Below are 25,654 nucleotides of genomic sequence, written 5' to 3'. Positions count from 1 at the left end.
TTGTAAACAAAAACGATATTCATATAGGAGAAATCATGAACAAAACAACATACATGGCTAAGCCAGGTGAAGTTGAACGTAAATGGTATGTAGTAGACGCTACTGATGTACCTCTTGGACGCCTTTCTGCTGTTGTAGCAAGCGTACTTCGTGGAAAAAATAAACCAACTTTCACACCTCATACTGATACAGGTGACTTTGTGATTGTTATCAATGCTGAAAAAGTAAAATTAACTGGTAAAAAGGCAACTGATAAAGTTTACTACACTCACTCAATGTACCCAGGTGGATTGAAATCAATCACTGCTGGTGAACTTCGTTCTAAAAATGCTGTTCGTTTGATTGAGAAATCAGTTAAAGGTATGCTTCCACATAATACTCTTGGCCGTGCTCAAGGTATGAAATTGAAAGTATTCGTAGGCGCTGAACACACGCACGCTGCACAACAACCAGAAGTTCTTGATATTTCAGGACTTATCTAAGGAAAGGAACAAATAAGCTATGTCACAAGCACAATATGCAGGTACTGGACGTCGTAAAAACGCTGTTGCACGCGTTCGCCTTGTTCCAGGAACTGGTAAAATTACTGTAAACAAAAAAGATGTTGAAGAATACATCCCACATGCTGATCTTCGCCTTGTCATCAACCAACCATTCGCAGTTACTTCAACTGTTGGTCAATACGATGTTCTCGTAAACGTTCTCGGTGGTGGCTACGCTGGTCAAGCAGGAGCTATCCGTCACGGTATCGCCCGTGCCCTTCTTCAAGTAGACCCAGACTTCCGCGACTCACTCAAACGCGCTGGTCTTCTTACACGTGATGCCCGTATGGTAGAACGTAAGAAACCAGGTCTTAAGAAAGCTCGTAAAGCATCACAATTCTCAAAACGTTAAGAAACGGCTACAATACAGACTTTACAACACTTCATGGTTCACACCATGGGGTGTTTTTTTAGTGATTTTTAGCAAAATTCACACCACTTTTCACACCAAATTCACACCATTATTTTTTAAGGTTGCGATAGGCAATCTCTCCAACAGCCATTGGAACGATGTTAGAGGTATTGATGTAGTTTTTAGTTATGCAGTTGTATTTATGAAGTTTTACCAGAGTGCTTCCTATTTTACACACTATTTTTACGCTAATGTTTGTCATCATCAGTCATATAAGTAGTAAATTGTAGTCTGATGATTACTTCAAAAGTAGATAAATCATTTCTTTCTTTGTTGAATTCTAAATTATATGAAAGTCAGAGCACTGTTTAAATGTTGCTGTTACAAACCAAGGAAAAAGAGATACAAAAACAGCCTCTACAAACATATTGATTGTATGGGCTATTCTGTCAAAAATTACCAGCTAGGAAAAATAGCTATATTCTAAAAGCTCGATTTTTCGGGTTCTTTTTTCTAGTCTATATGATCATCTTCGTCTAGTGAGATGTATTGGTCAAGAGAAGAATGAACAAGGGTTAAAAATTTTTCTTTGAAGACTTGTGGTGGGAGTGGCTTTTCTTGGGCTATCCATACTTCAATGTTGGCAATCACATAATGCACCAGTAAAGAGATGATAAAGTCATCTGGCAAATCAACAAGTGATTGATTCGGTTTGATATTTTCAAGTGCCCATTTTGTGTAAATCTTTTTTAAATAATTGGTCCAATAAGGATCTGTTGAGCTAGAATACAGCATTTTTAGCCATTTTCGATTTTCATAAAGAATAGGGAAAATATTATCTGCAATGAAAAGAAATGGGTCTTTATTTGTTAGTGTATTGTATTCTAAAAAAGCCTCATAAACAGGTTTATCAATGCTCTCATGAATGGATTCAATGATGTCGTCAACACTATTGAAATGATGTTTGTAAATTGCTTGACGTGAAATGCCAGCTTTTTTGGCAAGGTCACTCATTGAGAGATTGGCTTCATTGGGATTTTGCATTGCTAAGTCATAGAAAGCATCCAAAATCTTTTGTTGATTACCTTTTACCATATAAAACAACTCTTCTCTCTTTTTAGTATAATGAAAAGAGAAAAAGATTGCAAGAAAAAGTGAGTAATAAAAATGTTAATGCAATCCTTTTGAAATTGCTATTTATTAAGTTTAACAAAAATAATATTTGTCATGAATCTGTGTTTTGTTTAAGATAGAATTAACATCTGTGAATGGTATTGTAAAAATAGGATAAGCAAAAATATTGATAGAATAGTCTAATTATGATGTAATAGTAAAAGTGCACTATTTTTAATACATAATAATTTTACTATTATAAAAAGAGTGCTGAGTAAGAAACTAAATTTTACATAAATAATAGGACAAAATCATATAGAATGTATGCTAAGATATTGACGGTATAAATTTAAAGCGGTACAATATTAGTGTATAGTAGGGGGTGGCTGTCTTATTTTAGCTAGGCGTTTTTATTTGTGTCATTCTGTTATAAGAAGGAAGTCGTGAGGAAAATCAAAGTAATGGTCGTTTTTGGTACAAGACCTGAAGCTATCAAGATGGCTCCACTTATTCTTCAATTGAAAAAACAATCAGAAAAATTTGAGACCATGACAGTTGTGACTGCCCAACATCGACAAATGTTAGATCAGGTATTGCAAACCTTTAACATTGAACCAGATATTGATTTGGACATCATGGGAAAAAGTCAAACATTAACGGATATTACAGTAAAAATTTTAAACCAACTGGACAAACTTTTAAAAGAAGTGAAACCTGACATCATTTTGGTACATGGAGATACAACGACAACATTTGCAACAAGTTTGGCAGCTTTTTATAATCAAGTTCGAATTGGACATGTGGAAGCTGGTTTGAGGACATGGGAAAAGTATTCTCCATTTCCAGAAGAAATGAATCGTCAAATGACAGATGCTGTAACAGATTTTTATTTTGCTCCAACGATGCAAAGTAAAGAAAATCTCATTAAGGAAAATCATGATGAAAAAAACATATTTGTTACAGGGAATACAGCGATTGACGCTTTAAAATTGACTGTTCAAGAGAATTATCATCATGATGTTTTGGAGCAAATACCATCAAATCATCAGCTTATTCTCGTTACCATGCACCGTCGTGAAAATCAAGGAGAACCAATGCGTCGTGTGTTTAGAACCTTGCGGCAAGTGGTCGAAGCGCACGGTGATGTTGAGGTCATTTATCCTGTTCATTTAAGTCCAGCCGTTCAAGAGGCAGCAAAGGAAATTCTTAGCAATCATCCGCAGATTCATCTAATTGAGCCTTTAGATGTTGTGGATTTTCATAATATTGCAGCGAGAAGTTATTTCATTATGTCTGATTCTGGAGGTGTCCAAGAGGAAGCCCCTTCTTTAGGAAAACCGGTGCTTGTATTGCGTGATACGACAGAGAGACCAGAAGGCGTGACTGCTGGGACATTGAAGTTAGTTGGAACAGAAAGTGAGAATATTCGCGAGGCTATGGAGACATTGTTGACAGATGAGACTGTTTATCATCAAATGTCTCAAGCTAGCAATCCGTATGGTGATGGCAGAGCATCTGAGCGAATTGTAGAGGCGATTGCGCATTACTTTGGTTATGCAGCCAGACCAAAAAATTTTGTGATAGGAGAATAAGATGTATCGAAAAAAAGAACTGGAATGGACAATTGCTTTACTAATTATCGTAATTTTAGCAATTGTTGGTTATAGTTTCTATTTTGCGAGTAGTATTTTTCATGTTGAAATTATTTTGATTGCTCTTGCTATCTTGAGTGTATTTGTCTTACCAGATATGTTGCTGACTTGGCTGTTAATTTTTAGCGTTGTATTAGCAACTTTGTTTTTAGTGGCAGGTGTTGTGTATATACCAGCAAATCAGCGTTTCTTATTATTGATTACTTTTCCAGTAGTTCTGAGAATAGCCAAGCAAGTTAATATTCATCGACGAACCTATCTTTCTATTGTCAAAGACTATAGTGAGCAAGCAAAAGAATTGTATGAAAGCCATTTACAGGCGGTTCGAGATGGACGGGAAGAAAGCTTTCAAGCCTTATTAGTTCATTGGGCGCATAATGATTATTTTCAACAAATTTATCCAAAAGAATTTCGTTGGATGTTGGTGCGCCTCTATGCAACTTTAAAGAAATGCATGCAAGAAACAGGAACAGTTTATTATCTTTCAAATGGAAATTTTCTCATTTTATCTTCAGGAGAAGGACAGTCTCTAGTAGAATTATTTCAGCACAGCATGCTTGCTAAATTGTTACTGTTGCGTTTTAAAACCAGTAAGAGTGTGCAAGAAGTTCAATACAAATCAGGCTATTTGCTGATTGATTCAGAGAGTTATGAAAAGTTTTCTGATGTTGATGACTTTATGAAAAATCTAGAAAGACAACTTGAAACAGACATTATTGTAGAATATTAGGAGGAAATTTGTGACGATCACCAATATTTTTTTCGGGGTAGCATTAGCAATTAGTATCTTTTTTACTTTATGCTTCGTTGTATTATTTATTTGCTATTTAGTCATTTATAACAGAGTGAATAAAAACTTTAAGGCGGTGAGACATGATTAGTCAGTTGATTATGATTATCACTCTGGTATCCATTTGGTTATCCTTGGTTTGGAGTTTAATTACTTTGAGTTCAGGTGTTCATTTTTGGCTAAAACATAGCGACTTTAAAGTAGATACTAGTCCTTTAGAGAGCTATCCGATGGTTACAATTGTGGTACCAGCCCATAATGAAGATGTGGTCATTGCGCAAACAACAAGAGCTATTTTGGATATGAATTACCCACATGACAAAGTGGAATTGCTTTTATTTGCGGACAATTGTGAAGATACTACTTATCAAGAAATGTTAAAAGTAAAAGCGATGCCAGAATATGCTACACGAGATATTACCATTACAGACCGGAAGGGGACTGGCGGAAAAGCAGGCGTTTTAAATGATGCTCTGAAAATGGCGAAGGGTGAATATATCTGCGTTTATGATGCAGATGCTATGCCAGAGGAAAATGCTCTTTATTTTCTGGTTAAGAAAGTTCTGGAAGATCCAGAACGCCACGTGGCATCTTTTGGGCGAAATAAGACGCGAAATGCGAATCAAAATTTCTTAACACGTTGTATCAATCAAGAGATTGTCGTGACGCAACGAATTCAGCATGTTGGTATGTGGCATATGTTTAAAATTGGTCGCATTCCTGGCACAAACTTTATTATCAACACTGAATTTGTAAAAAGCATTGGTGGGTGGCGAAATGGCGCCTTGACAGAAGATACGGATATTTCTTTTAAAATTATGCAAAGTGGGAAATTGATTGCTCTAGCTTATAATTCTGAAGCTTTCCAACAAGAACCAGAGACAGTCAAAACTTACTATATGCAGCGAAAACGTTGGGCTAAAGGAAATTATGAAGTTGTGATTTCAAATTTTAAGCATTTATTTGATAAGAGTAATTGGCGTGTGAAATTAGAAGTTGCATATTATTCCTGCGTTTTCTTCTGGTTTAATGCAGCAATAATTTTATCAGATATTGTCCTTTTGTCAAATGTGATTGCTATTATTGTTCATCTATTTGTTCCAAGTGTTCATATTCCTTTTACATTTGATTCAAGTAATATTTACATTGCGCAATTGATGTTGTTTAATTGGCTTTTGATGATTATGCTGTATCTCTTACAAATCAATATCGCTCTAGCCTCCCAATTTGGTCAAGCAACTTCTAAGCAGATTTGGTTAGCTTTGATTTCTTACTTTACTTATTCGCAGCTATTCATCATTGTTTCAATTGATGCTGTAACTTCTGTGACCTTGGACAAACTCTTCCACCGTGATGGAACCAAATGGGTTAAAACGAAGCGATTTGCAGGATAGGAGGAAACGTGAAAAGAACAAATTTAAGATATGTTTGGTTAGTTGCTATTTTATTGGCAATCATTACTATTTTTACTTATGTTAGATTCAATAGTACAGGTCATTTGAAGAATCAGATTTACCAACAATGGTCAAAAAATTATGTAGTTCAGCAAAAAGACAAGGCCTACGTCAAAACAACGAACGATAAGAAAAAAAATGTTGTGCTGTCTGAATCGCAGGGCTATGGAATGGTGACTGCGGTTGAAGCGGCAAAGCAAGGGTATGCCAGCCAGAAAGATTTTGAACGTTTATACAATTATTATTTAGCACATCGCATGAAAAACACGCAGCTGATGTCATGGCGACAAACAGTCAAGAATGGTGTCGTTACAGCCGAAACCAATAATGCAACAGATGGCGATCTTTATATTGCGTATGCTCTGATTCAAGCAGCTAAATTATGGCCACAGAAGGCTGATGCATATCATACACAGGCTAGGGCAATCTTAAAGGATATTTTGACTTATAATTACAATAGTACAACAGGAGTGTTGACAGTTGGGAACTGGGCAACATCAGACTCAAAATACTATCGTTTAATGCGAACATCAGATGTTCTTCCAGCTCAGTTCCAAGCTTTTTACAAGTTGACAGGTAATAGGCAATGGTTAAATATCAGATCAAACATGCTATCTAAATTGGAAATGATAAGTGCTAAATCAAAAACAGGTCTACTTCCTGATTTCCTTTGGGTGGAAGCAGATACAGTGCGGGCAGCTGAGAAAAAAGCTGTTGCTTCTAAGTATGACGGTGATTATTATTACAATGCTTGTCGCTTGCCATATAATTTAGCGCAAAGTCGGGATAAACAAAGCCAGAATATATTGAATAAAATGATGAATTTCTTTATGAAACAAGAAGTGCTTTATGCTGGTTATACGTTAAAAGGTAAGGCTCTAAATCATTATCAGTCTGCTAGTTTTGGCGCTCCGATTTTCTATGCAGCCAGCCGAAATTCAGCATATCGAAAACTGGTTCAGCAAAATAAATATATTTTTATGCAAGATTTGTCAAAGGAAAATTATTACGAAGCAGCCATGATTACCCTTGTTGCACTAGATGCTTTATAAACTAAATAGAAGTGGACACAAATTGGTATTTCGTAAGAAATTGATTTTGTCGCCCCACCCTGTAGGGTTGAGTTGGTGGTATTAGTTAGGGATTACTTAACTACTGCATATTGAGTTTTATTTTAGAAGAAAGTAAACGAGTCTGGGACATTTTTGTCTCAGACTCGTTTTTACTAGTAGAGTATTCTATTCTTCTTTTTTCTTTAAATGGAGCAAGTAGCCACTGACAAGAATGAACATGCTAGCAATAACCAAGCTGCTTTGATTTTCTTTGCTTCCTGTTTGTGGAAGTTGAGCTTTTCGAGTAGCGTTCATGATTTGAGGTTGAGGAGTATAGCGTAGGGTTGTAGCTTGACCAGCCTGAGGTTTTTGATTGATGATTTCAACAACTTCAGTAGAAGGTTTTTGTTCTTTCTCAAGATCTTTCAGTTGAGCTAATTGACTGCCAAAGATAGCATTGGATACCCAACGGTAGAAATGAATCGTGTGAAGACGGTTTGTTGGGTTGCCAGCATAAATAAAGAGTGGTTGTTCTTTGTAGCTACCAGAAATAGCTACAATTTTATTGGCTAACTGTTCATTACCTGGCCACCAACCAGCGATATAATAATCACTGCCAGCAATCGAAGCTAATGTCTTGAAATTTGCAGGTACTTTAGCAATCCAATTTCCAGAGTTAGAATAGAAAAGATCATTCTTATTGTAACCACTAGTCAACGGATCTTTGTCATCAATGATCGCTTTCATCAAGCCTTCATAATCACCACCATTTTTGAGTTGTTCTGCGTCAAAGCCGTCAACCACACCGAGTTCTTCAAGGCGTTGCATAGCAGTTCCGCCTACTACAATGGTTGGCTTCAGACCAAGGAGAGACTTGTCAAAGTTGTCACTTTCTAAAACAATCACATCAGCTTCTTCAGGGGTATTGACAATGTCAAATCCTAAATTCTTCAAAGCAAGAGCAGTATGAGCAGGAGTATCTACACCAGCCCAATAATATTGATGAGGCGGTGCATAAACTTTTAAAGCTTTTAAGGCTTGACCTTGAGGAACTTTATACAGTGCATCTCCATAAATTGCAAAGTTGTTCAGCAGGTTGGCAAAAGTAGGAGTATCTACGATATAGCCGTCATCTGTCAAATAAACTTTCTTACCGTCTCGGATTGCACGATTGACAGCGCGAACGGCACTTTCTGAAGTATTGGCAATGACATAATACGGTGCTTTGTGGTCAATTTCACTGGTTCGAGTAGCACGAAGAGCAGTTACTTCACCGAGTTTACCGTCAAAGAGTTTATCTTTGAAGACAGCTACAGCCTTAAAGCCTCTCATATCTGGGAAATTAACCAGCAGTTCTGCATACATAGCAGCCCAAGCAGATTCGTTGGAACCCTTGTAGAGGATATGATTGGCATAGCCACGTTTGGCTTGCGCCATGTCAACAACCAAATCGCCTTTCTTATAACCGCCAGTATCTTCCTTCAATTCTTGAATGACAACCCCATTTCTCTTGAAGTATTCAATCATATTAAAGGCTTGTTGAGAGTCATTGGATTTGTCAAGTTCCATTGGAATGACATAGTAATCAGGGAAGAATTTCTTTTGTCCATGTTTGATACGACCGACTACTTTACCGTCTGGTCCAACTAATTCATTTTCAGCTTTTGGATCTTCAACCTTGTTGATGCCACGGAGATAGAAGTTGAGGCGCATTTCCATGAGTTTATTAGGATCTTGGGACAGGTAAGAGATACCTCCAAGGACAGCGTGATAACCAGCTTTATAGGATTCTTGATTGCCCTCAGGGATTTCAACGGTATGTCCTAATATTCCGTGGTACATAGCATAGACACCAGTGTAGCCAGAGAAGGAGTCATCCCAGCCATCGCCCCAGTCTAGTTTAGGAATGATGTAGTGGTCATACTTGGAATTGGCAACACCAGCACGGCCCATGTGGTGGGCATTTTCTAGCATGAGGTCTGCCAAAAGGTCATACTCAAAGTTTGGATCGTGCGGAGGTGTAGCTGGTTCGATGAGGAAATCTTTGACAAAGCCATGAATGTCATAAAGTGCAATTGGATTCCATTTATTGATAAGTCCAGCAACCGTGCGAGTTTCAGGGTTTGTCTGATAGCTCGTATCGCGGTTAGGATCCAGACCATTTGCAAGTGCACGTGTATTGGCAACATCTCCGTCAGGATTTTCTGTGAAATCAAAGAGGAAGATGAATTTCTTGAGAAGGTCTTTAACGGAGAGGGTTACAATTTTTTGAGTTCCATCTGCTTGAGTTGTTTTAAAGCTGATTTGGTCTTGGGTTGCGAAAGAATTGAATAAGCCGGTAATAATATCGATAGCAGGTTGCTCATCCGCATGTGTATTGTTAATGAGGATAGGAAGTTTGTAGTCTAATTTGCCGTCTTTGAGGGCAGCTAACATTTCAGCAGGTTTGGTTAGCGCCATTTTATTGGTTGAATTGAGGTAATCATCAATGCTTTTTTGATCAGAACTGATAATGCCTAACTTAATTTTCCGTCCTTGAGCGCTGGTACCAATGTTTTCGATTTTAACAAGCCGATCATTTTTAGCTTCTTGTCGGCTCTTTTCGATAGCTGCCAGCATTTCATCATGGGTATGGAAGTTTTCATACGGTCGGAAAACAAGTGTTTTTCGAATCGTCAGACCGGATTTTTCGTTTGTTCCAACGAGCTCATGATTTCCTATGAATTGTCGATAGGTTCTGCGGATATTGTTTGGTGTCCGAAGACTTAAGTCATTTCCAAATAATTCATTGAATTTGAGAGAAAGTTTGAGGTCAGAACCATTAGTTGTTTCCTCAATGGTGACAAAGGAATCTCCTGAAAAGTCTCCTTTTTCCATATTCCAAGTTTTCCATTCAGCGATTGGTTTATTATCTAATTTCCAAGTCACCTTGCCAGCAGCGGCTCCTTGTTCCTGTACAGTCTCAGTAATGGTAGCTTTTTCAGACATATGGACTGTACTATCAGCTAATTGAACCTTCTTTTCTTCTGTTCCAGCTGCTCGTGTTTCTGGTTTTGCAGGTGTTGCAGGAGTCACTGTTTCGGATTCGTTTGTAGTAGAAGTCGAACTGTCTATTGAAGGAGCACTTTCTGATTTCTGTGCTTCTTCTTGATTGATTGTTGTGGGAAGCTGAGCTTCAGCTGATGAAGAATCTGGCGTTGCCGTTGCTTCTGTTGCATTTGTTTCCGTACTTGCCTTTTCGGCAGGAACTACTGTTTCTGTCTTGTTAGTAATAGGCTTCTCCGTGCTATCTTGCGTATCTGCAGCAGCATTTCCTTGCGTTAAAACTGCAACAAGAACGGCAGCTGACAAGCTGAGAACATTTGTGTACAATCGTTTCTTATATGAATTTTTCATAAGAAACCTCCTTTATGAAATTGAGGGCAGCAAAAATAACGAAAATAGCTCTTAGTTATTCTCTGTTATTTTTCTCCCCTTATTATTTGAAGTATACAAAGATAGTATACCAGAAAGTGTAAACGGTTTCAATCAAAAGCGTAGATAAAAAATAGAAATATATCAAAATAAATAGATATGTAATGAATTTAGGCAGGAATTGAATGATAGAAAATCCCAAAGCACACACTAAAGACTATCGAAGAATAAGCTTCGCCTCGAAAGCCTGACAATGTTCTAACGAAGAAGGTTAGAGGTAAGACTTTTGCAACTGAAATATTCTTTAATCCCTAGAGAAAGGAAACCTTTTAAGACAAGTTGTTAAAGGTAAGATATTTTGAAAAGAATGAAGAAAAAGTAGGTTGTTTTTGTATCGATTTCTGGGAATGAGTAGGAAATTTGACGATGAGGAAATTGTCTTAAAAGTGGTATAATATCATATATATTAAAGATTTTAGGAAGGTTGAATATCATGAGAAATTCACTATGTGAAAAAAATAGTATGGTATGACTCTCGGTTTTAGAGTTGACAGCAATCAATAAAGAAGTAATAGTGAAGCGGCGTAAATAAATTAGAATTTGTGGGAGGAATCATAGTGAATGAATTTAACGAATATGTACGTGAATGTTTTTCTACAGTTGGTGATATTGCCATAAAATCCATGATGGGTGGATACCTTGTATATTTTAATGGTAAGCTGATAGGTGACATTTGTAATAATGAACTGTTTTTAAAGAGAACGCCGACATCGGACAGACTTCTTGCAGATTCAGAACTGCGTTATCCGTATGAAGGATCAAAGACCCTGATGCACGTATTCGACAAATTTGAGGATGCGAATTTGATTGTAGGATTACTGGGAGGAATGTATACGGAACTGCCCGAGAAGAAACCTAAGAAAGCCAAATGAGATTGACAAACTTCAGTTTGTTGAAATTAAATAATTAAATAAAAACAATAATATAGCAAATTACAAAACAGTAAATCAAAATAGGTTTGCTGTTTTTTTGTTGCTCAATTTTCAAAAAATCATCCATAAACATAAAAAGGTACTTGACAAAATGCTTTAGGGCAGAGCACATCAGTTTTCAGTCAAGTTGTCCGACCCTCAGACGAAGCAAACCAGTTTTCAGTCAGCCCGTCTGAGTCTCGGATGAAGTAAACGAGTTTTTAGGTAGCCCGTCTGAGCCTCGGACGAAGCGAACCAGTTTTCAGTCAGACTGTCCGACCCTCAGACGAAGTAAACGAGTTTTCGTTCAGTCCGTTGACCGAGATGACGAGCTTATCTTCGCCGAGTATCACGACAAGGCTAACCAGCTTTTGAAGAAGGCCAGCAGGCAACCAAGATTTTGATTGACCAGATTGAGGGGCATCATCAAGAAGAAAAACAACAAGTGCTGGATTGTAGTGTTCATTGGAAAGAATCAACAATCAATTGATAACGATTAGGCAGAGCTTAAGGGATAAAAGTCGTATTTTTCTCTTTCGGTTTATGCAAATTTCCTTTACTTATGCTACAATAGGGAAAAGCATGTTGATTGGAGTAAAAAATGAAAGCAATTATTACGGTTGTTGGCAAGGATAGAACGGGGATTGTGGCAGGAGTGTCTAGCAAAATTGCAGAACTTGGTTTGAATATTGATGATATATCACAGACTGTTTTAGATGAATTTTTCACTATGATGGCGGTTGTTTCTAGTGAAGAAAAGAAAGATTTTACAGAATTGCGCAATGAATTTGAATCCTTTGGCAATACACTCAATGTTAAAATTAACATTCAAAGTGCAGCGATTTTTGACGCTATGTACAATATCTAATAGAGGTGAAAAATGGATATAAAGCAAGTTACTGAAACCATTTCCATGATTGAGGAGCAAAATTTTGATATTCGGACGATTACCATGGGGATTTCACTTCTCGACTGTATTGATACGGATATTGAGCGAGCAGCAGAAAAAATTTATCAAAAGATCACAAGGAAAGCTAAAAATTTGGTGGCAGTTGGTGATGAAATAGCTGCGGAGCTGGGTATTCCCATCGTGAACAAACGTGTATCGGTGACCCCGATTTCCTTGATTGGTGCTGCGACAGATAGTGATAACTATGTGCTTCTAGCAAAAGCGCTGGATCGAGCAGCAAAAGAAATCGGTGTTGATTTTATCGGTGGTTTTTCTGCACTGGTGCAAAAGGGCTATCAAAAAGGGGACGAAATCCTCATCCGTTCCATTCCGCGAGCTTTAGCGGAGACTGATAAGGTTTGCTCATCTGTTAATATTGGATCCACCAAGTCAGGAATCAATATGACAGCAGTTGCAGATATGGGACGTGTCATCAAGGAAACTGCAGAACTTTCTGACATGGGGGCAGCGAAATTAGTTGTTTTTGCCAATGCGGTCGAGGATAATCCTTTTATGGCAGGTGCTTTTCATGGCGTTGGCGAAGCTGATGTCGTCATCAATGTAGGCGTTTCTGGTCCTGGTGTCGTCAAACGTGCCCTTGAAAAAGTTCGTGGCGAAAGTTTTGATGTAGTGGCGGAAACAGTCAAGAAAACAGCCTTTAAAATCACTCGGATCGGTCAGCTTGTCGGACAGATGGCTAGTGAGCGGCTGGGTGTTAAATTCGGGATTGTTGATTTAAGCTTGGCGCCAACACCTGCTGTCGGCGACTCTGTTGCCCGTGTTCTGGAAGAAATGGGCTTGGAAACAGTCGGTACGCATGGCACAACGGCAGCCTTGGCTCTACTCAATGACCAAGTGAAAAAAGGCGGTGTTATGGCTTGTAATCAAGTTGGCGGTTTATCTGGTGCTTTCATTCCAGTTTCAGAAGACGAAGGTATGATTGCAGCGGTTCAAAACGGATCTCTCAATTTAGAAAAATTAGAGGCCATGACCGCGATCTGCTCGGTTGGATTGGATATGATTGCCATTCCGGCTGACACGCCTTCTGAAACGATTGCAGCTATGATTGCAGACGAAGCCGCTATTGGGGTTATCAATCAGAAAACAACAGCGGTACGGATAATTCCTAAAGGAAAAGAAGGCGACGTGATTGAGTTTGGCGGTCTTTTAGGGACTGCGCCAGTGATGAGAGTCAATAAAGCTTCATCAGCTGATTTTATTGCGCGTGGTGGACAAATTCCAGCACCGATTCATAGTTTTAAAAATTAAAATGAGAGTGGGACAGAAATCAGTAGTTTCGTAGAAACTTGATTTCTGTCCCACCTCCGCACGGTTAAGTAGGGCTGTAAAAGTTGATTTATCAACGTATTAGGGTCCACTCAGCCACTGCGTCTTATAATTATGACTATATAAGCAAAGGAAGCTGAGCACTTTTGTCCCAGCTTCTTCTTTTGAAAAGGAGATTGAAATGGCAAAAACGAAGTTATATATTATTCGTCATGGAAAAACGATGTTTAATACAATTGGTCGGGCGCAAGGTTGGAGTGATACGCCGCTTACGGCTGAAGGGGAACGTGGCATTCATGAATTAGGAATTGGTCTGCGAGAATCAGGACTTACATTTACAAGGGCTTTTTCTAGCGATTCTGGGCGGACGATTCAGACCATGGGGATTGTCCTTGAAGAGCTCGGCTTAACCGGCAAAATTCCTTATACCTTTGATAAACGGATTCGTGAATGGTGTTTTGGCAGTTTTGACGGTGCTTATGGTGGCGATCTGTTTCATGGTGTGATCCCACGAGTGCTGGATGTAGAAGACTATAAGAAACTAACCTTGCAGGAATTGGCAGACGGTCTAGTCGAAGTGGATACAGCTGGCTGGGCAGAGCCTTGGGAAAAGCTGAGTGGACGTATTTTAGAAGGTTTTACAGCCATTGCAAAAGATGTAGAGGCTTCTGGCGGGGGCAATGCTCTTGTCGTCAGCCACAGTATGACAATCGGTGCCTTTGCTTGTTTGATTGATCCGTCTATTATTTTAAATCCTGGCGTACAAAATGGCAGTGTAACGGTCGTGGAGTATGAAAATGGGAAATTCACCATTCAAGCGTTAGGAGACATGTCTTATCGCCAAGTAGGTGCTAAGATATTGGAAGAATAGAAATAATCGCAAAAACAGAAATGTGAGAAAAGTTATTTTTTACGAATGGTGACTTGTGTCTTACTCCCGATTTTTCTTTCATTCTCAAATGCTTCTCTGCAAAAAAATGATATAATATAGTAAGAAAAACGGAGGTAAAATATGGCAAAAACAAGATTATACATTGTTCGCCATGGGAAAACCATGTTTAATACCATCGGTCGGGCGCAAGGCTGGTCTGATACGCCTTTGACTGCTGTGGGGGAACGTGGAATTCGTGAGCTAGGAATTGGACTTCGCGAGTCGGGGCTGCAATTTGCAAAAGCTTTTTCTAGCGATAGCGGGCGGACGATTCAAACCATGGGAATTATGCTAGAGGAACTCGGATTAACCGGACGCATTCCTTATCGCACAGACAAACGACTTCGCGAATGGTGTTTTGGTAGTTTCGATGGAGCTTACGACGGTGAGCTGTTTATGGGAGTGATGCCCCGTGTTTTCAATGTAGAGCATGTTCATCAATTGAGTTATCCTGAGTTGGCTGAGGGTCTGGTAGAGGTTGATACAGCTGGTTGGGCTGAGAGCTGGGAAAAATTGAGCAGCCGCATTTGGGCAGGATTTTCAGATATTGCCAAAGAAATCGAAGCTGCTGGTGGTGGCAATGCACTGATTGTTAGCCACGGTATGACCATTGGAACATTTGTGTACCTCATTGACCAAACAAGACCACATGGTTTAGACAATGGTAGTGTGACCGTCATTGAATACGAGAATGGTCGCTTCACAGTTGATTGCATCGGAGATATGTCTTACCGCACTGTTGGCAAAAAATATTTGGATGACGGTGAGCAAGAGTAGTTTTTAGTAGTGCAATTCGTGTGAATTTGCTGCGGTTTTATTTAACATTGAGGAAAGCTTAAGATTTATAACATCTTCTATAAGATATTTTGTAGGTCCTCGGACCGATTTTTAGCACTCTTGTAAAAAGAGTGCTAATTTTTTGAGTTTTTGTCTTGACTTTGGTGTGGAAGAGTGTATAATAGAATCATGAGTTAGCACTCGGGTGTGTAGAGTGCTAAACAAAAAATCTCATATCCCAGCTCAAAGCTGAAAGGGGTGATGTCATGGTAACGGAACGTCAGAATGAGATTTTAAACTTGATCATTGACATCTTTACAAAGACCCATGAGCCAGTCGGCTCCAAATCCCTACAAGAATCAATCCAGTCTAGCAGCGCGACGATTCGTAATGACATGGCTGTTCTTGAAAAACAAGGTCTTTTAGAAAAAGCACATACATCAAGCGGGCGCAAACCCAGTGTGGCAGGTTTTCAATACTTTGTCAAACATTCCCTTTCCTTTGATCGTCTTGCTGAAAATGAACTCTACGAAGTAATTAAGGCATTTGACCATGAATTCTTCAAATTAGAGGATGTTCTTCAACAGGCAGCAGACGTTCTTTCAACGCTAAGTGGATGTACGGTGGTAGCACTTGATGTAGAACCAAGTCAACAACGCTTGACGGCTTTTGACATTGTGATTCTCAGCCAGCATACAGCTTTAGCAGTCTTTACTTTGGATGAGTCCAATACGATTACCAGTCAATTCATGATTCCCCGTAATTTCTTGCGAGGTGATTTGATTCAGCTGAAGGAATTGATACAAGAGCGTTTCTTAGGACAGACAGTTCTTGATATTCACTATAAGATTCGGACAGAGATTCCACAAATTATCCAGCGTTATTTTACAACGACCGATAATGTTATGGATCTTTTCGAGCATATCTTTAGTGATATTTTCAAAGAAAATGTCATTGTATCTGGTAAGGTGAAGTTGCTGAATTTTTCAGATCTAAAGAGTTATCAATTCTTTGATCAACCGCAAAAAGTGGCTTTTGAAATTCGAGATAGTTTAGCTGAAGATCAAATGCAGACGGTGCGCGTGGCAGACAGCAGAGAAAGTAGTCTGGCGAATTTGACGCTCATCTCTAGCAAATTTCTCATTCCTTACCGAGGATTTGGCATGCTAGCGGTCATTGGACCAGTCAATTTAGATTATCAGCGAGTTGTCAGTCAACTCAATGTTGTCAATCGCGTTTTAACGATGAAGCTCACAGATTTTTATAGATATCTGAGTAGCAATCATTATGAAGTGCATTAAGGCGACAGAGCTGATAGTTATAGATAGAAAAATACTTAAAATACCATAAGGAGGTGCCTAGTGGCAGAAGAAAAACAGCAAGAAGAAGCAAAAAAAGAGGACGTTTCGGTAGAAGAAATGTCTGAAGAAACAACAGAGGTAGCTCCTGAGAAGTCCGAATTGGACTTGGCGAATGAGCGCGCAGACGAATTTGAAAACAAATATCTTCGTGCAGCTGCTGAAATGCAAAATATTCAGCGCCGAGCAAATGAAGAACGTCAACAATTGCAGAAATATCGTAGCCAAGACTTAGGGAAAGCAATCCTTCCTTCGTTGGACAACTTAGAACGCGCCTTGGCTGTTGAGGGATTGACTGAGGATGTCAAAAAAGGCTTGGAAATGGTTCAAGAAAGCTTGATTGCCGCTCTTAAAGATGAAGGAATTGAAGAAGTTCCGACAGACGGTGAGTTTGATCACAACTTCCATATGGCTATTCAGACGGTGCCGGCAGATGATGATCACCCAGCTGGAAGCATCGCACAAGTCTTCCAAAAGGGCTACAAACTCCATGAACGTCTCCTAAGACCAGCTATGGTAGTAGTAGCAGAATAAAAAATCTCGTCCGAAACGACGGTAAACTATGAAGAAAGAAAATATATTTTCGCTCTACTAAACCGTGAGCGAAGTGAACAATTGGCGACACTCTTCACCGTGGTGCTCTCTGCGCAAATTTTAATAAAGAGATTGGCTTAGCTAGGCTCTGATGGCGTCGCCACTTAAGAAGAGTATCAAAAAAGAAATTCTAAATAAAGAGGAAAAAATAATGAGCAAAATTATTGGTATTGACTTAGGTACAACAAATTCAGCAGTTGCAGTTCTTGAAGGAACTGAAAGCAAAATTATCGCAAATCCAGAAGGTAACCGTACAACACCGTCTGTTGTGTCTTTCAAAAACGGTGAAATCATCGTTGGTGACGCAGCAAAACGTCAAGCAGTGACAAACCCTGATACGATTATCTCCATTAAATCAAAAATGGGAACTTCTGAAAAAGTTTCAGCAAATGGAAAAGAATATACTCCACAAGAAATCTCAGCTATGATTCTTCAATACTTGAAAGGCTATGCTGAAGATTACCTTGGTGAGAAAGTAACCAAAGCAGTTATCACAGTTCCTGCTTACTTCAACGATGCGCAACGTCAAGCAACCAAAGACGCTGGTAAAATCGCTGGTCTTGAAGTAGAACGGATTGTCAACGAACCAACAGCAGCGGCTCTTGCTTATGGTTTGGATAAGACAGATAAAGAAGAAAAAATCCTTGTATTTGACCTTGGTGGTGGTACATTTGACGTGTCAATCCTTGAATTAGGCGACGGTGTCTTTGATGTGTTAGCTACTGCAGGGGACAACAAACTCGGTGGTGACGACTTTGACCAAAAGATTATCGACCACTTGGTAGCAGAATTCAAGAAAGAAAATGGTATTGACTTGTCAACTGACAAGATGGCTCTTCAACGTTTGAAGGATGCGGCTGAAAAAGCTAAGAAAGACCTTTCTGGTGTAACGTCTACTCAAATCAGCTTGCCATTCATCACTGCGGGAGAAGCTGGACCTCTCCACTTAGAAATGACCTTGACACGTGCGAAATTTGATGACTTGACTCGTGAGCTTGTGGATCGCACAAAAGAACCTGTTCGTCGTGCATTGTCTGACGCTGGTCTTAGCTTGTCAGAAATTGATGAAGTTATTCTTGTTGGTGGTTCAACACGTATCCCAGCCGTTGTGGAAGCAGTAAAAGCTGAAACTGGTAAAGAACCAAACAAATCTGTAAACCCTGACGAAGTGGTTGCTATGGGTGCTGCTATCCAAGGTGGTGTGATTACTGGTGATGTTAAAGACGTTGTCCTTTTGGACGTAACACCGTTGTCACTTGGTATCGAAACTATGGGTGGTGTATTTACAAAACTTATTGACCGCAACACAACTATCCCAACTTCTAAATCACAAGTCTTCTCAACTGCTGCTGATAACCAACCAGCTGTGGATATCCATGTTCTTCAAGGTGAACGCCCAATGGCAGCAGATAACAAGACACTTGGACGTTTCCAATTGACAGACATTCCTGCTGCACCTCGTGGTATTCCTCAAATTGAAGTAACATTTGATATTGACAAAAACGGTATCGTGTCTGTTAAGGCTAAAGACCTTGGTACGCAAAAAGAACAACATATCGTTATCCAATCGAACTCAGGTTTGACAGATGAAGAAATTGACCGCATGATGAAAGATGCAGAAGCAAACGCCGAAGCAGATAAAAAACGTAAAGAAGAAGTAGATCTTCGCAACGAAGTGGATCAAGCTATCTTTGCGACTGAAAAGACTATCAAAGAAACAGAAGGCAAAGGCTTTGATGCAGAACGTGACGCTGCTCAAGCTGCTCTTGATGAATTGAAAAAAGCCCAAGAAGACAACAACTTGGATGACATGAAATCAAAACTTGAAGCCCTCAATGAAAAAGCTCAAGCCCTTGCTGTGAAACTTTACGAACAAGCGGCTGCAGCCCAACAAGCTCAAGCAGGAGCGGAAGGAGCCAGTCAAACAAATACAGACGACAACAAAGGTGATGATGTCGTAGACGGTGAGTTTACTGAGAAATAAGACGCCAAAGCAAAATGGCTACTCGAAGCAGTTCATCTGCTAACGCTTGCCACTATAAGGCGGTCGAGCTAGGCGGCTTACTAGCTCGAAAACAAAGAAAAAATCGTCTTTGTCTTCTCCCGTCGTAACGATGAGATGGGAGTGCCTCAGGAAAATCCTAAAACCTCCTTTGTCACATCTTGGAAAGAACGATTGCGGATTATAATTTAGTGCTTGCTCAATCTTACTTGTAGCCGATTTGTAACAGATAAATTCAGGGGTTGATAAACCAACCTCTGTTTTTGGATAAAGAGGAACTGAACCCGACATAAATATTGGTTCGTTTCGTAACAATAACAGAAAGGAACAAAGAGTGTTCGTAACTGAACACGGGCTACGGACTGTGCCAAAAAGATAGTTTTTCCTAGAATCTCTGGATTCTTCGTCAAAACTCCTATTTTGGCTGTGCCCGCTTAACGCCCTTTGTATCTTATATTATGAACAATACAGAATTTTACGACCGTTTAGGCGTTTCTAAAAATGCATCTCAGGATGAGATTAAGAAAGCCTATCGGAAATTATCAAAAAAATATCATCCAGACATCAATAAAGAACCGGGTGCTGAAGAGAAATACAAAGAAGTCCAAGAGGCTTATGAAACCTTGAGTGATGAGCAAAAACGGGCAGCCTATGATCAATATGGTGCTGCGGGTGCTAATGGAGGCTTCGGCGGTGGAGCTGGCGGTTTTGGTGGCTTTGACGGTTCTAGCTTTGGTGGCTTTGAAGATATTTTCTCTAGCTTCTTTGGTGGAGGTGGTGCAAGTCGCAATCCCAACGCACCTCGTCAAGGAGATGACCTTCAATATCGGGTCAACCTTAAGTTTGAAGAAGCGATTTTTGGTACAGATAAAGAAATTAAATACAATCGTGAGGCGACTTGCCATACTTGTCACGGTTCGGGTGCGAAACCAGGAACTAACCCAATAACTTGTAGTCGTTGTCACGGATCTGGTGTCATCAATGTGGACACGCAAACTCCACTTGGCATGATGCGTCGTCAAGTCACTTGTGATGTCTGCCATGGGCGCGGACAAGAAATCAAAGACCCTTGTCAAACCTGCCATGGGACAGGGCATGAAAAACAAGCCCATAGTGTTCATGTGAAAATCCCTGCAGGTGTTGAAACTGGTCAACAAGTTCGTTTGTCTGGTCAAGGTGAGGCTGGTTTCAATGGTGGACCGTACGGAGATCTATATGTTGTCGTTCAGGTGGAGTCAAGTGATAAATTTGAGCGGGATGGCTCTACCATTTATTACAAACTGAACCTCAACTTTGTTCAAGCAGCCTTAGGTGATAGCGTTGAAATTCCGACTGTTCACGGAGATGTGGAATTAACCATTCCAGAAGGAACGCAAACAGGCAAACGATTCCGTCTTCGTGGAAAAGGAGCGCCAAGCCTTCGTGGTGGTAGCATGGGAGACCAATATGTCACGGTCAACGTTGTGACACCGACAGGACTTAATGACAAACAAAAAGCAGCATTGAAAGATTTCGCTGCTGCTGGAAATATAACCGTTACTCCTAAAAAGAAAGGCTTCTTTGATAAAATGAAAGATGCCTTTGAAGGAGAATAAAGAAGCGGGAGTGAGACTACGAATTAAAAATCTCAATTTTTAGTTCAGTCCTACTCCTGTTTTATTGTTCTTCATTTTTGGTGATGATATGCTGTATTCCCATATCTAATCCTTTTAAAATCTGTGGAATGAAGGTTGGAAATACCCTGTGGTTTTCTAATTCTTGAATAGGAATCCAGTGAACTGTTTCGTCCTCTATTTGACTTTGGAATTGTTTTCCTTTTGGTTTCATAAGATAGTATAGGCAAATTTCATGGCAATCTAACCCTCTTAAGACACCGTTTGAATTTGAAAAGAAATTTTCGTGAAAGCAGACCAAGCGGTCAATTTCATATTGCTGTCCAGTTTCTTCTATAACCTCTCGAAGAACAGCTTCTTCGGTTGTTTCGCCAAATTGAGCAGCTCCACCAACGGAGTAATGATAGTCTTCGGAAGGACTGCTCATGAAGCAAATAGCCCCCTCTTCAATAATGATAGCGGCTGCTCGATAGCGAAAGCGTTGATGCCCGTTTGTGTAACTAATATCTTCTGCCATTTAGCTCCTCCTTAGCTAATTAAGTGTATAGTCTTTTGTCAGTCTTGTCAAGTCCAATCTGTACCCAGACAGTTTTGTTTTTACAGTCTTGCGAGGGGCTTTTTTTCTTGTTACAATAAACACATGACACGATATAAAGCGATTATTTCTTATGACGGTCATGATTTTGCTGGTTTTCAGCGGCAACCTCATGCTCGCAGCGTCCAAGAAGAGATTGAAAAGACTTTAACTAAAATCAATAGAGGAAAACCTGTCATCGTTCATGGAGCTGGACGCACAGACAGCGGTGTTCATGCTTTGGAGCAGGTTATTCATTTTGATTTGCCGCAAAAAAGAGACGAAGAAAAGCTGCGTTTTGCACTCGATACGCAAACACCAGAGGACATTGATTTTATCAGTGTAGAAGAGGTGGATGAGGATTTTCATTCTAGATATTGGAAACATAGTAAGACCTATGAATTTATAGTAGATGTTGGACGCCCTAAAAATCCTATGATGCGCCATTATGCAACGCATTTTCCTTATCCTTTGGACATTTCTTTAATGAAAAATGCTATTGCAAAGCTCGAAGGAACTCACGATTTTACGGGTTTCACAGCTTCAGGGACTAGTGTGGAAAATAAAGTTCGGACGATTACAGAAGCACGCTTAGACTTTGATGAGAAACGTAATTTTCTGATTTTTACTTTTTCTGGCAATGGATTTTTATATAAGCAAATCCGCAATATGGTCGGAACATTGCTGAAGATCGGCAACGGTCGAATGTCAGTTGAGCAGATTGATAGAATTTTAACAGAGAAAAATCGCCATTTGGCTGGACCAACAGCAGCGCCAAACGGACTTTATCTAAAGGAGATACGATATGAAGAATAACTTTATTTTAGCTATATCAGGGAATGATATTTTTAGTGGAGGCGGACTGCATGCTGATTTAGCAACCTACATGGTCAACCAACTGCATGGTTTTGTGGCGGTGACTTGCTTGACCGCTATGACAGAGCAAGGTTTTGAGGTTATTCCTGTAGACACGACCGTCTTTGCTCAGCAGCTCAATTCTCTTAAGGATGTACCTTTCTCAGCCATTAAATTGGGGCTTCTGCCCAATGTAGAAGTGGCAGATTTGGTTTTAGATTTTGTGAAAGCTCATGCAGAAACTCCTGTTGTGTTAGACCCTGTCTTAGTTTGCAAGGAAACCCATGATGTGGAGGTTTCGGCACTTCGAGATGAGCTCATCAAGTTTTTTCCTTATACAAACATTATCACGCCTAATTTACCAGAAGCTGAACTCTTGGCTCAAAAAGAGTTGCGAACATTGGAGGATGTCAAAGAAGCGGCTAGACATCTCTATTCTTTGGGGGCTAAATCCGTTGTTATCAAAGGAGGAAATCGCTTAGATATTCAAAAAGCAATTGATGTTTACTATGACGGAAAACAATTTAAAATTTTGGAATCGCCTGTTTTAGACAAAAATAATACCGGAGCGGGTTGCACCTTTGCTTCCAGTATTGCCAGTCAGTTATTACTGGGAAAATCAACTTTTGAAGCAGTTCAAATTTCAAAAGAATTTGTTTACCGAGCTATCCAACATTCAGACCAATATGGAGTTGTTCAATATGAAAAAGAATCAGACGCATAAACTTGTCCTTTTATCTATGATTGCTGCTTTGACAGTTGTTTTGGGATATTATTTAAAAATTCCAACCCCAACAGGAATTTTAACTTTTCTTGACGCAGGAATTTTCTTTACCGCCTTTTATTTTGGCAGAAAAGAAGGAGCAATTGTTGGCGGTTTAGCCGGATTTCTTATTGATTTGATTTCGGGTTATCCACAGTGGATGTTTTTTAGCTTGTTCTTCCATGGTTTGCAAGGCTATTTTGCTGGTTTTAAAGGGAAAAGCCGCTATCTTGGTTTAGTATTGGCGACGCTTGTTATGGTAGGAGGTTATGCTTTTGCTTCCGCAATCATGCACGGTTGGGGAGCAGCTTTTCCAGAAATATTTCCTAACTTCTGCCAAAATACCTTGGGAATGGTCGTCGGGGCAATCTTAAATAAACTGTTAGTAGATGTTTTGAAAAAATAAAGTGAATAAAGGGCGCTGTGCCCTTTTTACTTTTAAGAATTTCAGTTTGTAAAAGCAATAAAAATCATTTATAATACAATTAAAACGAGGTGAGATCATGAATTTACAAAAACTTGGAGAACAAACACAAATCATTTTAACAGATGTTTTAGAAAAATCAGCTCTTTCTTCCGGTGATATTTTTGTACTGGGCTTGTCTTCCAGTGAGGTGATTGGAGGACATATTGGAAAAAATTCCAGCCAAGAAGTGGGAGAAGTTATTGTAAAAACTATGCTGGAGTTGTTATCCGAGCGTGGTCTTTACTTAGCTGTTCAAGGATGCGAACATGTGAATCGCGCTTTGGTTGTGGAGAAAGAATTGGCGCAAAAACGAAACCTAGAAATTGTCAACGTCCTACCGACTCTGCATGCCGGTGGAAGCGGTCAATTGGCTGCATTTAAATATATGAATAATCCAGTTGAAGTGGAATTTATTACGGCTCAAGCAGGGATGGATATCGGAGATACAGCAATTGGTATGCATATTAAGCACGTCCAAATTCCAGTACGACCAATTTTACGAGAACTAGGAGAAGCGCATGTGACTGCGCTTGCCAGTCGTCCGAAGCTAATTGGTGGAGCGCGAGCTGCTTACCAAAAAGATAAAATTCGGAAAGCATAAAGAGCAAAATCAGCAAATGGACGGAAAAATCGTTAAATTTTTCATTAGAAAATTTGTGAAATAACGTGTATTTATGGTATAATTGATTGTATTCAATAAATTTTAAGGAGAAATGACAGAATGTCTGTATCATTTGAAAACAAAGAAACAAATCGCGGAGTTTTGACATTTACAATCAGTCAAGAACAAATCAAGCCAGAATTGGATCGCGTGTTTAACTCAGTTAAGAAAACTCTGAATGTACCAGGTTTCCGTAAAGGTCATCTTCCTCGTCCGGTGTTTAACCAAAAATTTGGGGAAGAAGCTCTTTACCAAGACACACTGAACGCCCTTCTCCCAGCTGCTTATGAAGCTGCAGTTAAAGAAGCAGAAATTGAAGTTGTTGCCCAACCACAATTTGACGTAGCTTCTATGGAAAAAGGTCAAGATTGGACTATTACCGCTGAAGTGGTTACAAAACCTGAAGTAAAATTAGGTGAATATAAAAATCTAGAAGTGTCTGTTGATGTCTCTAAAGAAGTATCTGACGCAGATGTAGACGCAAAAATTGAACGCGAACGCAACAATTTAGCAGAGCTTGTATTAAAAGAAGACAAGGCTGCTAATGGCGATACAGTTGTGATTGATTTTGTTGGAACAGTTGACGGCGTTGAATTTGACGGCGGTAAAGGAGATAACTTCTCACTTGAACTCGGAAGCGGTCAATTCATTCCAGGTTTTGAGGATCAATTGGTTGGGCATGCTGCTGGTGAAACAGTAGAAGTAAATGTGACATTCCCAGAAGACTATCAAGCAACAGACCTTGCAGGTAAAGATGCTAAGTTTGTTACAACCATTCATGAAGTCAAAGAAAAAGAAGTTCCAGAACTAGATGATGAACTAGCGAAAGACATTGATGAAGATGTTGAAACACTTGACGAATTAAAAGAAAAATACCGCAAAGAATTAGCTAAATCAAAAGAAATTGCTTTTGATGACGCAGTCGAATCTGCAGCGCTTGATCTTGCAGTAGAAAATGCAGAAATCGTTGAGTTGCCAGAAGAAATGGTTCACGAAGAAGTTCACCGCTCTGTAAATGAATTCCTTGGAAACATGCAACGTCAAGGTATTTCACCAGATATGTATTTCCAAATCACTGGTACAACGCAAGAAGATCTTCACAAACAACATGAAGCTGACGCTGAAAAACGTACTAAGACAAACCTTGTGATTGAAGCTGTTGCGAAAGCAGAAGGATTTGAAGCAAGTGATGAAGATATTGAAGCAGAAATTGCTTCTCTTGCCGCTGATTACAATATGGAAGTAGAACGCGTTCGTCAACTTCTTTCAGCAGATATGTTGAAACATGATATTGTGATTAAAAAAGCCGTTGAATTGATTACAAGTACTGCAAAAGTAAAATAATCGAGCGATAACATAAGGCAAGTTCAGTCAGAGAATTGGCTGAATTGCCTTTTTGCTTCTTTTTTTATAAAAGCGGAAGTCATTTTGGTAAAAATGGTGATTTTCTTGAATAGAGGATAAAATTCTTTTGACGAAAGAAG

Annotated in this window: 23 protein-coding genes and 2 pseudogenes; 21 read left to right on the top strand and 4 right to left on the bottom strand. The window is 39.4% G+C overall.

Going from position 1 to position 25,654, the window contains the following annotated elements; all coding sequences use genetic code 11:
• Positions 1-35 precede the first annotated feature (35 nt).
• Positions 36-482, top strand: coding sequence for a 50S ribosomal protein L13 (gene rplM, locus EHW89_RS07460; protein WP_003026230.1), 447 nt, complete (start codon positions 36-38; stop codon positions 480-482).
• Between the two features lie 19 nt (positions 483-501).
• Positions 502-894, top strand: a complete 393-nt coding sequence (gene rpsI, locus EHW89_RS07455) for a 30S ribosomal protein S9 (RefSeq protein WP_003035124.1) — start codon at positions 502-504, stop codon at positions 892-894.
• A 109-nt stretch (positions 895-1,003) separates the two neighbouring features.
• Here rpsI and EHW89_RS07450 read toward each other — a convergent pair.
• Both EHW89_RS07450 and EHW89_RS07445 read right to left on the bottom strand, forming a co-directional pair.
• Positions 1,004-1,081: pseudogene (locus EHW89_RS07450) on the bottom strand (site-specific integrase); the annotation flags it as partial.
• Between the two features lie 326 nt (positions 1,082-1,407).
• Positions 1,408-1,989 carry a TetR/AcrR family transcriptional regulator gene (locus EHW89_RS07445; RefSeq protein ID WP_126467623.1) on the bottom strand — a complete coding sequence of 194 codons (582 nt, stop codon included), beginning with the start codon at positions 1,987-1,989 and terminating at the stop codon, positions 1,408-1,410.
• Positions 1,990-2,450: 461 nt separating this feature from the next.
• Here EHW89_RS07445 and wecB point away from each other — a divergent pair, with 461 nt between their 5' ends.
• The 4 genes from wecB to EHW89_RS07425 all read left to right on the top strand — a co-directional run bounded on the left by wecB (position 2,451) and on the right by EHW89_RS07425 (position 6,955).
• Positions 2,451-3,599 carry a non-hydrolyzing UDP-N-acetylglucosamine 2-epimerase gene (gene wecB, locus EHW89_RS07440; protein WP_126467621.1) on the top strand — a complete coding sequence of 383 codons (1,149 nt, stop codon included), beginning with the start codon at positions 2,451-2,453 and terminating at the stop codon, positions 3,597-3,599.
• Between the two features lies 1 nt (position 3,600).
• Positions 3,601-4,389: a hypothetical protein gene (locus tag EHW89_RS07435; RefSeq protein WP_126467619.1), complete on the top strand. Its 789-nt coding sequence runs from the start codon at positions 3,601-3,603 to the stop codon at positions 4,387-4,389.
• A gap of 143 nt (positions 4,390-4,532) precedes the next feature.
• Positions 4,533-5,843, top strand: a complete 1,311-nt coding sequence (locus EHW89_RS07430; RefSeq protein WP_126467617.1) for a glycosyltransferase family 2 protein — start codon at positions 4,533-4,535, stop codon at positions 5,841-5,843.
• A gap of 8 nt (positions 5,844-5,851) precedes the next feature.
• Positions 5,852-6,955: a glycosyl hydrolase family 8 gene (locus EHW89_RS07425; protein WP_126467615.1), complete on the top strand. Its 1,104-nt coding sequence runs from the start codon at positions 5,852-5,854 to the stop codon at positions 6,953-6,955.
• A 186-nt stretch (positions 6,956-7,141) separates the two neighbouring features.
• Here the strand turns inward: EHW89_RS07425 and EHW89_RS07420 are convergent, their stop codons facing one another.
• The gene (locus EHW89_RS07420) at positions 7,142-10,351 is read right to left on the bottom strand and encodes an LPXTG-anchored zinc carboxypeptidase (protein ID WP_126467613.1); all 3,210 of its coding nucleotides are present in this window, start codon (positions 10,349-10,351) and stop codon (positions 7,142-7,144) included.
• 635 nt (positions 10,352-10,986) lie between these two features.
• Here EHW89_RS07420 and EHW89_RS07415 point away from each other — a divergent pair.
• The 10 genes and pseudogenes from EHW89_RS07415 to dnaJ all read left to right on the top strand — a co-directional run bounded on the left by EHW89_RS07415 (position 10,987) and on the right by dnaJ (position 20,833).
• A complete protein-coding gene (locus EHW89_RS07415) occupies positions 10,987-11,301 on the top strand; it encodes a TfoX/Sxy family protein (RefSeq protein ID WP_018543583.1) in 315 nt (104 codons plus the stop codon).
• Between the two features lie 357 nt (positions 11,302-11,658).
• Positions 11,659-11,830, top strand: a pseudogene (locus EHW89_RS07410) (LacI family DNA-binding transcriptional regulator); the annotation flags it as partial.
• Positions 11,831-11,941: 111 nt separating this feature from the next.
• Positions 11,942-12,208: an ACT domain-containing protein gene (locus EHW89_RS07405; RefSeq protein WP_126467611.1), complete on the top strand. Its 267-nt coding sequence runs from the start codon at positions 11,942-11,944 to the stop codon at positions 12,206-12,208.
• A 12-nt stretch (positions 12,209-12,220) separates the two neighbouring features.
• Complete coding sequence (locus EHW89_RS07400) at positions 12,221-13,558, top strand: PFL family protein (protein WP_126467609.1); 1,338 nt, start codon at positions 12,221-12,223, stop codon at positions 13,556-13,558.
• 199 nt (positions 13,559-13,757) lie between these two features.
• On the top strand, positions 13,758-14,447 hold the full coding sequence (locus tag EHW89_RS07395) for a histidine phosphatase family protein (RefSeq protein ID WP_106384550.1): 690 nt from the start codon (positions 13,758-13,760) through the stop codon (positions 14,445-14,447).
• Positions 14,448-14,588: 141 nt separating this feature from the next.
• Complete coding sequence (locus tag EHW89_RS07390) at positions 14,589-15,284, top strand: histidine phosphatase family protein (RefSeq protein ID WP_126467607.1); 696 nt, start codon at positions 14,589-14,591, stop codon at positions 15,282-15,284.
• A gap of 266 nt (positions 15,285-15,550) precedes the next feature.
• On the top strand, positions 15,551-16,585 hold the full coding sequence (gene hrcA, locus EHW89_RS07385) for a heat-inducible transcriptional repressor HrcA (RefSeq protein WP_126467605.1): 1,035 nt from the start codon (positions 15,551-15,553) through the stop codon (positions 16,583-16,585).
• Between the two features lie 60 nt (positions 16,586-16,645).
• Complete coding sequence (gene grpE / locus EHW89_RS07380; RefSeq protein WP_126467603.1) at positions 16,646-17,176, top strand: nucleotide exchange factor GrpE; 531 nt, start codon at positions 16,646-16,648, stop codon at positions 17,174-17,176.
• Positions 17,177-17,387: 211 nt separating this feature from the next.
• Positions 17,388-19,220: a molecular chaperone DnaK gene (gene dnaK, locus EHW89_RS07375; RefSeq protein WP_126467601.1), complete on the top strand. Its 1,833-nt coding sequence runs from the start codon at positions 17,388-17,390 to the stop codon at positions 19,218-19,220.
• Between the two features lie 476 nt (positions 19,221-19,696).
• A complete protein-coding gene (gene dnaJ, locus EHW89_RS07370; RefSeq protein ID WP_126467599.1) occupies positions 19,697-20,833 on the top strand; it encodes a molecular chaperone DnaJ in 1,137 nt (378 codons plus the stop codon).
• Positions 20,834-20,894: 61 nt separating this feature from the next.
• Here dnaJ and EHW89_RS07365 read toward each other — a convergent pair whose 3' ends face one another.
• Positions 20,895-21,368, bottom strand: coding sequence for an NUDIX hydrolase (locus tag EHW89_RS07365; protein ID WP_126467597.1), 474 nt, complete (start codon positions 21,366-21,368; stop codon positions 20,895-20,897).
• A gap of 123 nt (positions 21,369-21,491) precedes the next feature.
• Here EHW89_RS07365 and truA point away from each other — a divergent pair, with 123 nt between their 5' ends.
• The 5 genes from truA to tig all read left to right on the top strand — a co-directional run bounded on the left by truA (position 21,492) and on the right by tig (position 25,514).
• Positions 21,492-22,241: a tRNA pseudouridine(38-40) synthase TruA gene (gene truA / locus EHW89_RS07360; RefSeq protein ID WP_126467595.1), complete on the top strand. Its 750-nt coding sequence runs from the start codon at positions 21,492-21,494 to the stop codon at positions 22,239-22,241.
• Complete coding sequence (locus tag EHW89_RS07355) at positions 22,231-23,004, top strand: bifunctional hydroxymethylpyrimidine kinase/phosphomethylpyrimidine kinase (RefSeq protein WP_126467593.1); 774 nt, start codon at positions 22,231-22,233, stop codon at positions 23,002-23,004. Before truA ends, EHW89_RS07355 begins: the two co-directional genes overlap by 11 nt.
• A complete protein-coding gene (locus tag EHW89_RS07350) occupies positions 22,982-23,449 on the top strand; it encodes an ECF transporter S component (RefSeq protein ID WP_003026194.1) in 468 nt (155 codons plus the stop codon). Before EHW89_RS07355 ends, EHW89_RS07350 begins: the two co-directional genes overlap by 23 nt.
• Before the next feature lie 97 nt (positions 23,450-23,546).
• Complete coding sequence (locus tag EHW89_RS07345; RefSeq protein WP_106100290.1) at positions 23,547-24,110, top strand: TIGR01440 family protein; 564 nt, start codon at positions 23,547-23,549, stop codon at positions 24,108-24,110.
• Between the two features lie 120 nt (positions 24,111-24,230).
• A complete protein-coding gene (gene tig / locus EHW89_RS07340; RefSeq protein ID WP_003031722.1) occupies positions 24,231-25,514 on the top strand; it encodes a trigger factor in 1,284 nt (427 codons plus the stop codon).
• The last annotated feature ends 140 nt before the right edge of the window (positions 25,515-25,654 follow it).

The organism is Streptococcus periodonticum (assembly GCF_003963555.1).
Lineage (GTDB): Bacteria > Bacillota > Bacilli > Lactobacillales > Streptococcaceae > Streptococcus > Streptococcus anginosus.
Note: the sequence above shows the minus strand (reverse complement) of the source record. Positions and strands in the feature narration are given on the sequence as shown.

Excerpts from the sequence above, each read along its gene's own strand:
- rplM (WP_003026230.1), top strand. The coding sequence starts at position 36 with ATGAACAAAACAACATACATGGCTAAGCCAGGTGAAGTTGAACGTAAA.
- rpsI (WP_003035124.1), top strand. The coding sequence starts at position 502 with ATGTCACAAGCACAATATGCAGGTACTGGACGTCGTAAAAACGCTGTT.
- EHW89_RS07445 (WP_126467623.1), bottom strand. The coding sequence starts at position 1,989 with ATGGTAAAAGGTAATCAACAAAAGATTTTGGATGCTTTCTATGACTTA.
- EHW89_RS07435 (WP_126467619.1), top strand. The coding sequence starts at position 3,601 with ATGTATCGAAAAAAAGAACTGGAATGGACAATTGCTTTACTAATTATC.
- EHW89_RS07430 (WP_126467617.1), top strand. The coding sequence starts at position 4,533 with ATGATTAGTCAGTTGATTATGATTATCACTCTGGTATCCATTTGGTTA.
- EHW89_RS07420 (WP_126467613.1), bottom strand. The coding sequence starts at position 10,351 with ATGAAAAATTCATATAAGAAACGATTGTACACAAATGTTCTCAGCTTG.
- EHW89_RS07405 (WP_126467611.1), top strand. The coding sequence starts at position 11,942 with ATGAAAGCAATTATTACGGTTGTTGGCAAGGATAGAACGGGGATTGTG.
- EHW89_RS07400 (WP_126467609.1), top strand. The coding sequence starts at position 12,221 with ATGGATATAAAGCAAGTTACTGAAACCATTTCCATGATTGAGGAGCAA.
- EHW89_RS07395 (WP_106384550.1), top strand. The coding sequence starts at position 13,758 with ATGGCAAAAACGAAGTTATATATTATTCGTCATGGAAAAACGATGTTT.
- EHW89_RS07390 (WP_126467607.1), top strand. The coding sequence starts at position 14,589 with ATGGCAAAAACAAGATTATACATTGTTCGCCATGGGAAAACCATGTTT.
- hrcA (WP_126467605.1), top strand. The coding sequence starts at position 15,551 with ATGGTAACGGAACGTCAGAATGAGATTTTAAACTTGATCATTGACATC.
- dnaK (WP_126467601.1), top strand. The coding sequence starts at position 17,388 with ATGAGCAAAATTATTGGTATTGACTTAGGTACAACAAATTCAGCAGTT.
- dnaJ (WP_126467599.1), top strand. The coding sequence starts at position 19,697 with ATGAACAATACAGAATTTTACGACCGTTTAGGCGTTTCTAAAAATGCA.
- EHW89_RS07365 (WP_126467597.1), bottom strand. The coding sequence starts at position 21,368 with ATGGCAGAAGATATTAGTTACACAAACGGGCATCAACGCTTTCGCTAT.
- truA (WP_126467595.1), top strand. The coding sequence starts at position 21,492 with ATGACACGATATAAAGCGATTATTTCTTATGACGGTCATGATTTTGCT.
- EHW89_RS07355 (WP_126467593.1), top strand. The coding sequence starts at position 22,231 with ATGAAGAATAACTTTATTTTAGCTATATCAGGGAATGATATTTTTAGT.
- EHW89_RS07350 (WP_003026194.1), top strand. The coding sequence starts at position 22,982 with ATGAAAAAGAATCAGACGCATAAACTTGTCCTTTTATCTATGATTGCT.
- EHW89_RS07345 (WP_106100290.1), top strand. The coding sequence starts at position 23,547 with ATGAATTTACAAAAACTTGGAGAACAAACACAAATCATTTTAACAGAT.
- tig (WP_003031722.1), top strand. The coding sequence starts at position 24,231 with ATGTCTGTATCATTTGAAAACAAAGAAACAAATCGCGGAGTTTTGACA.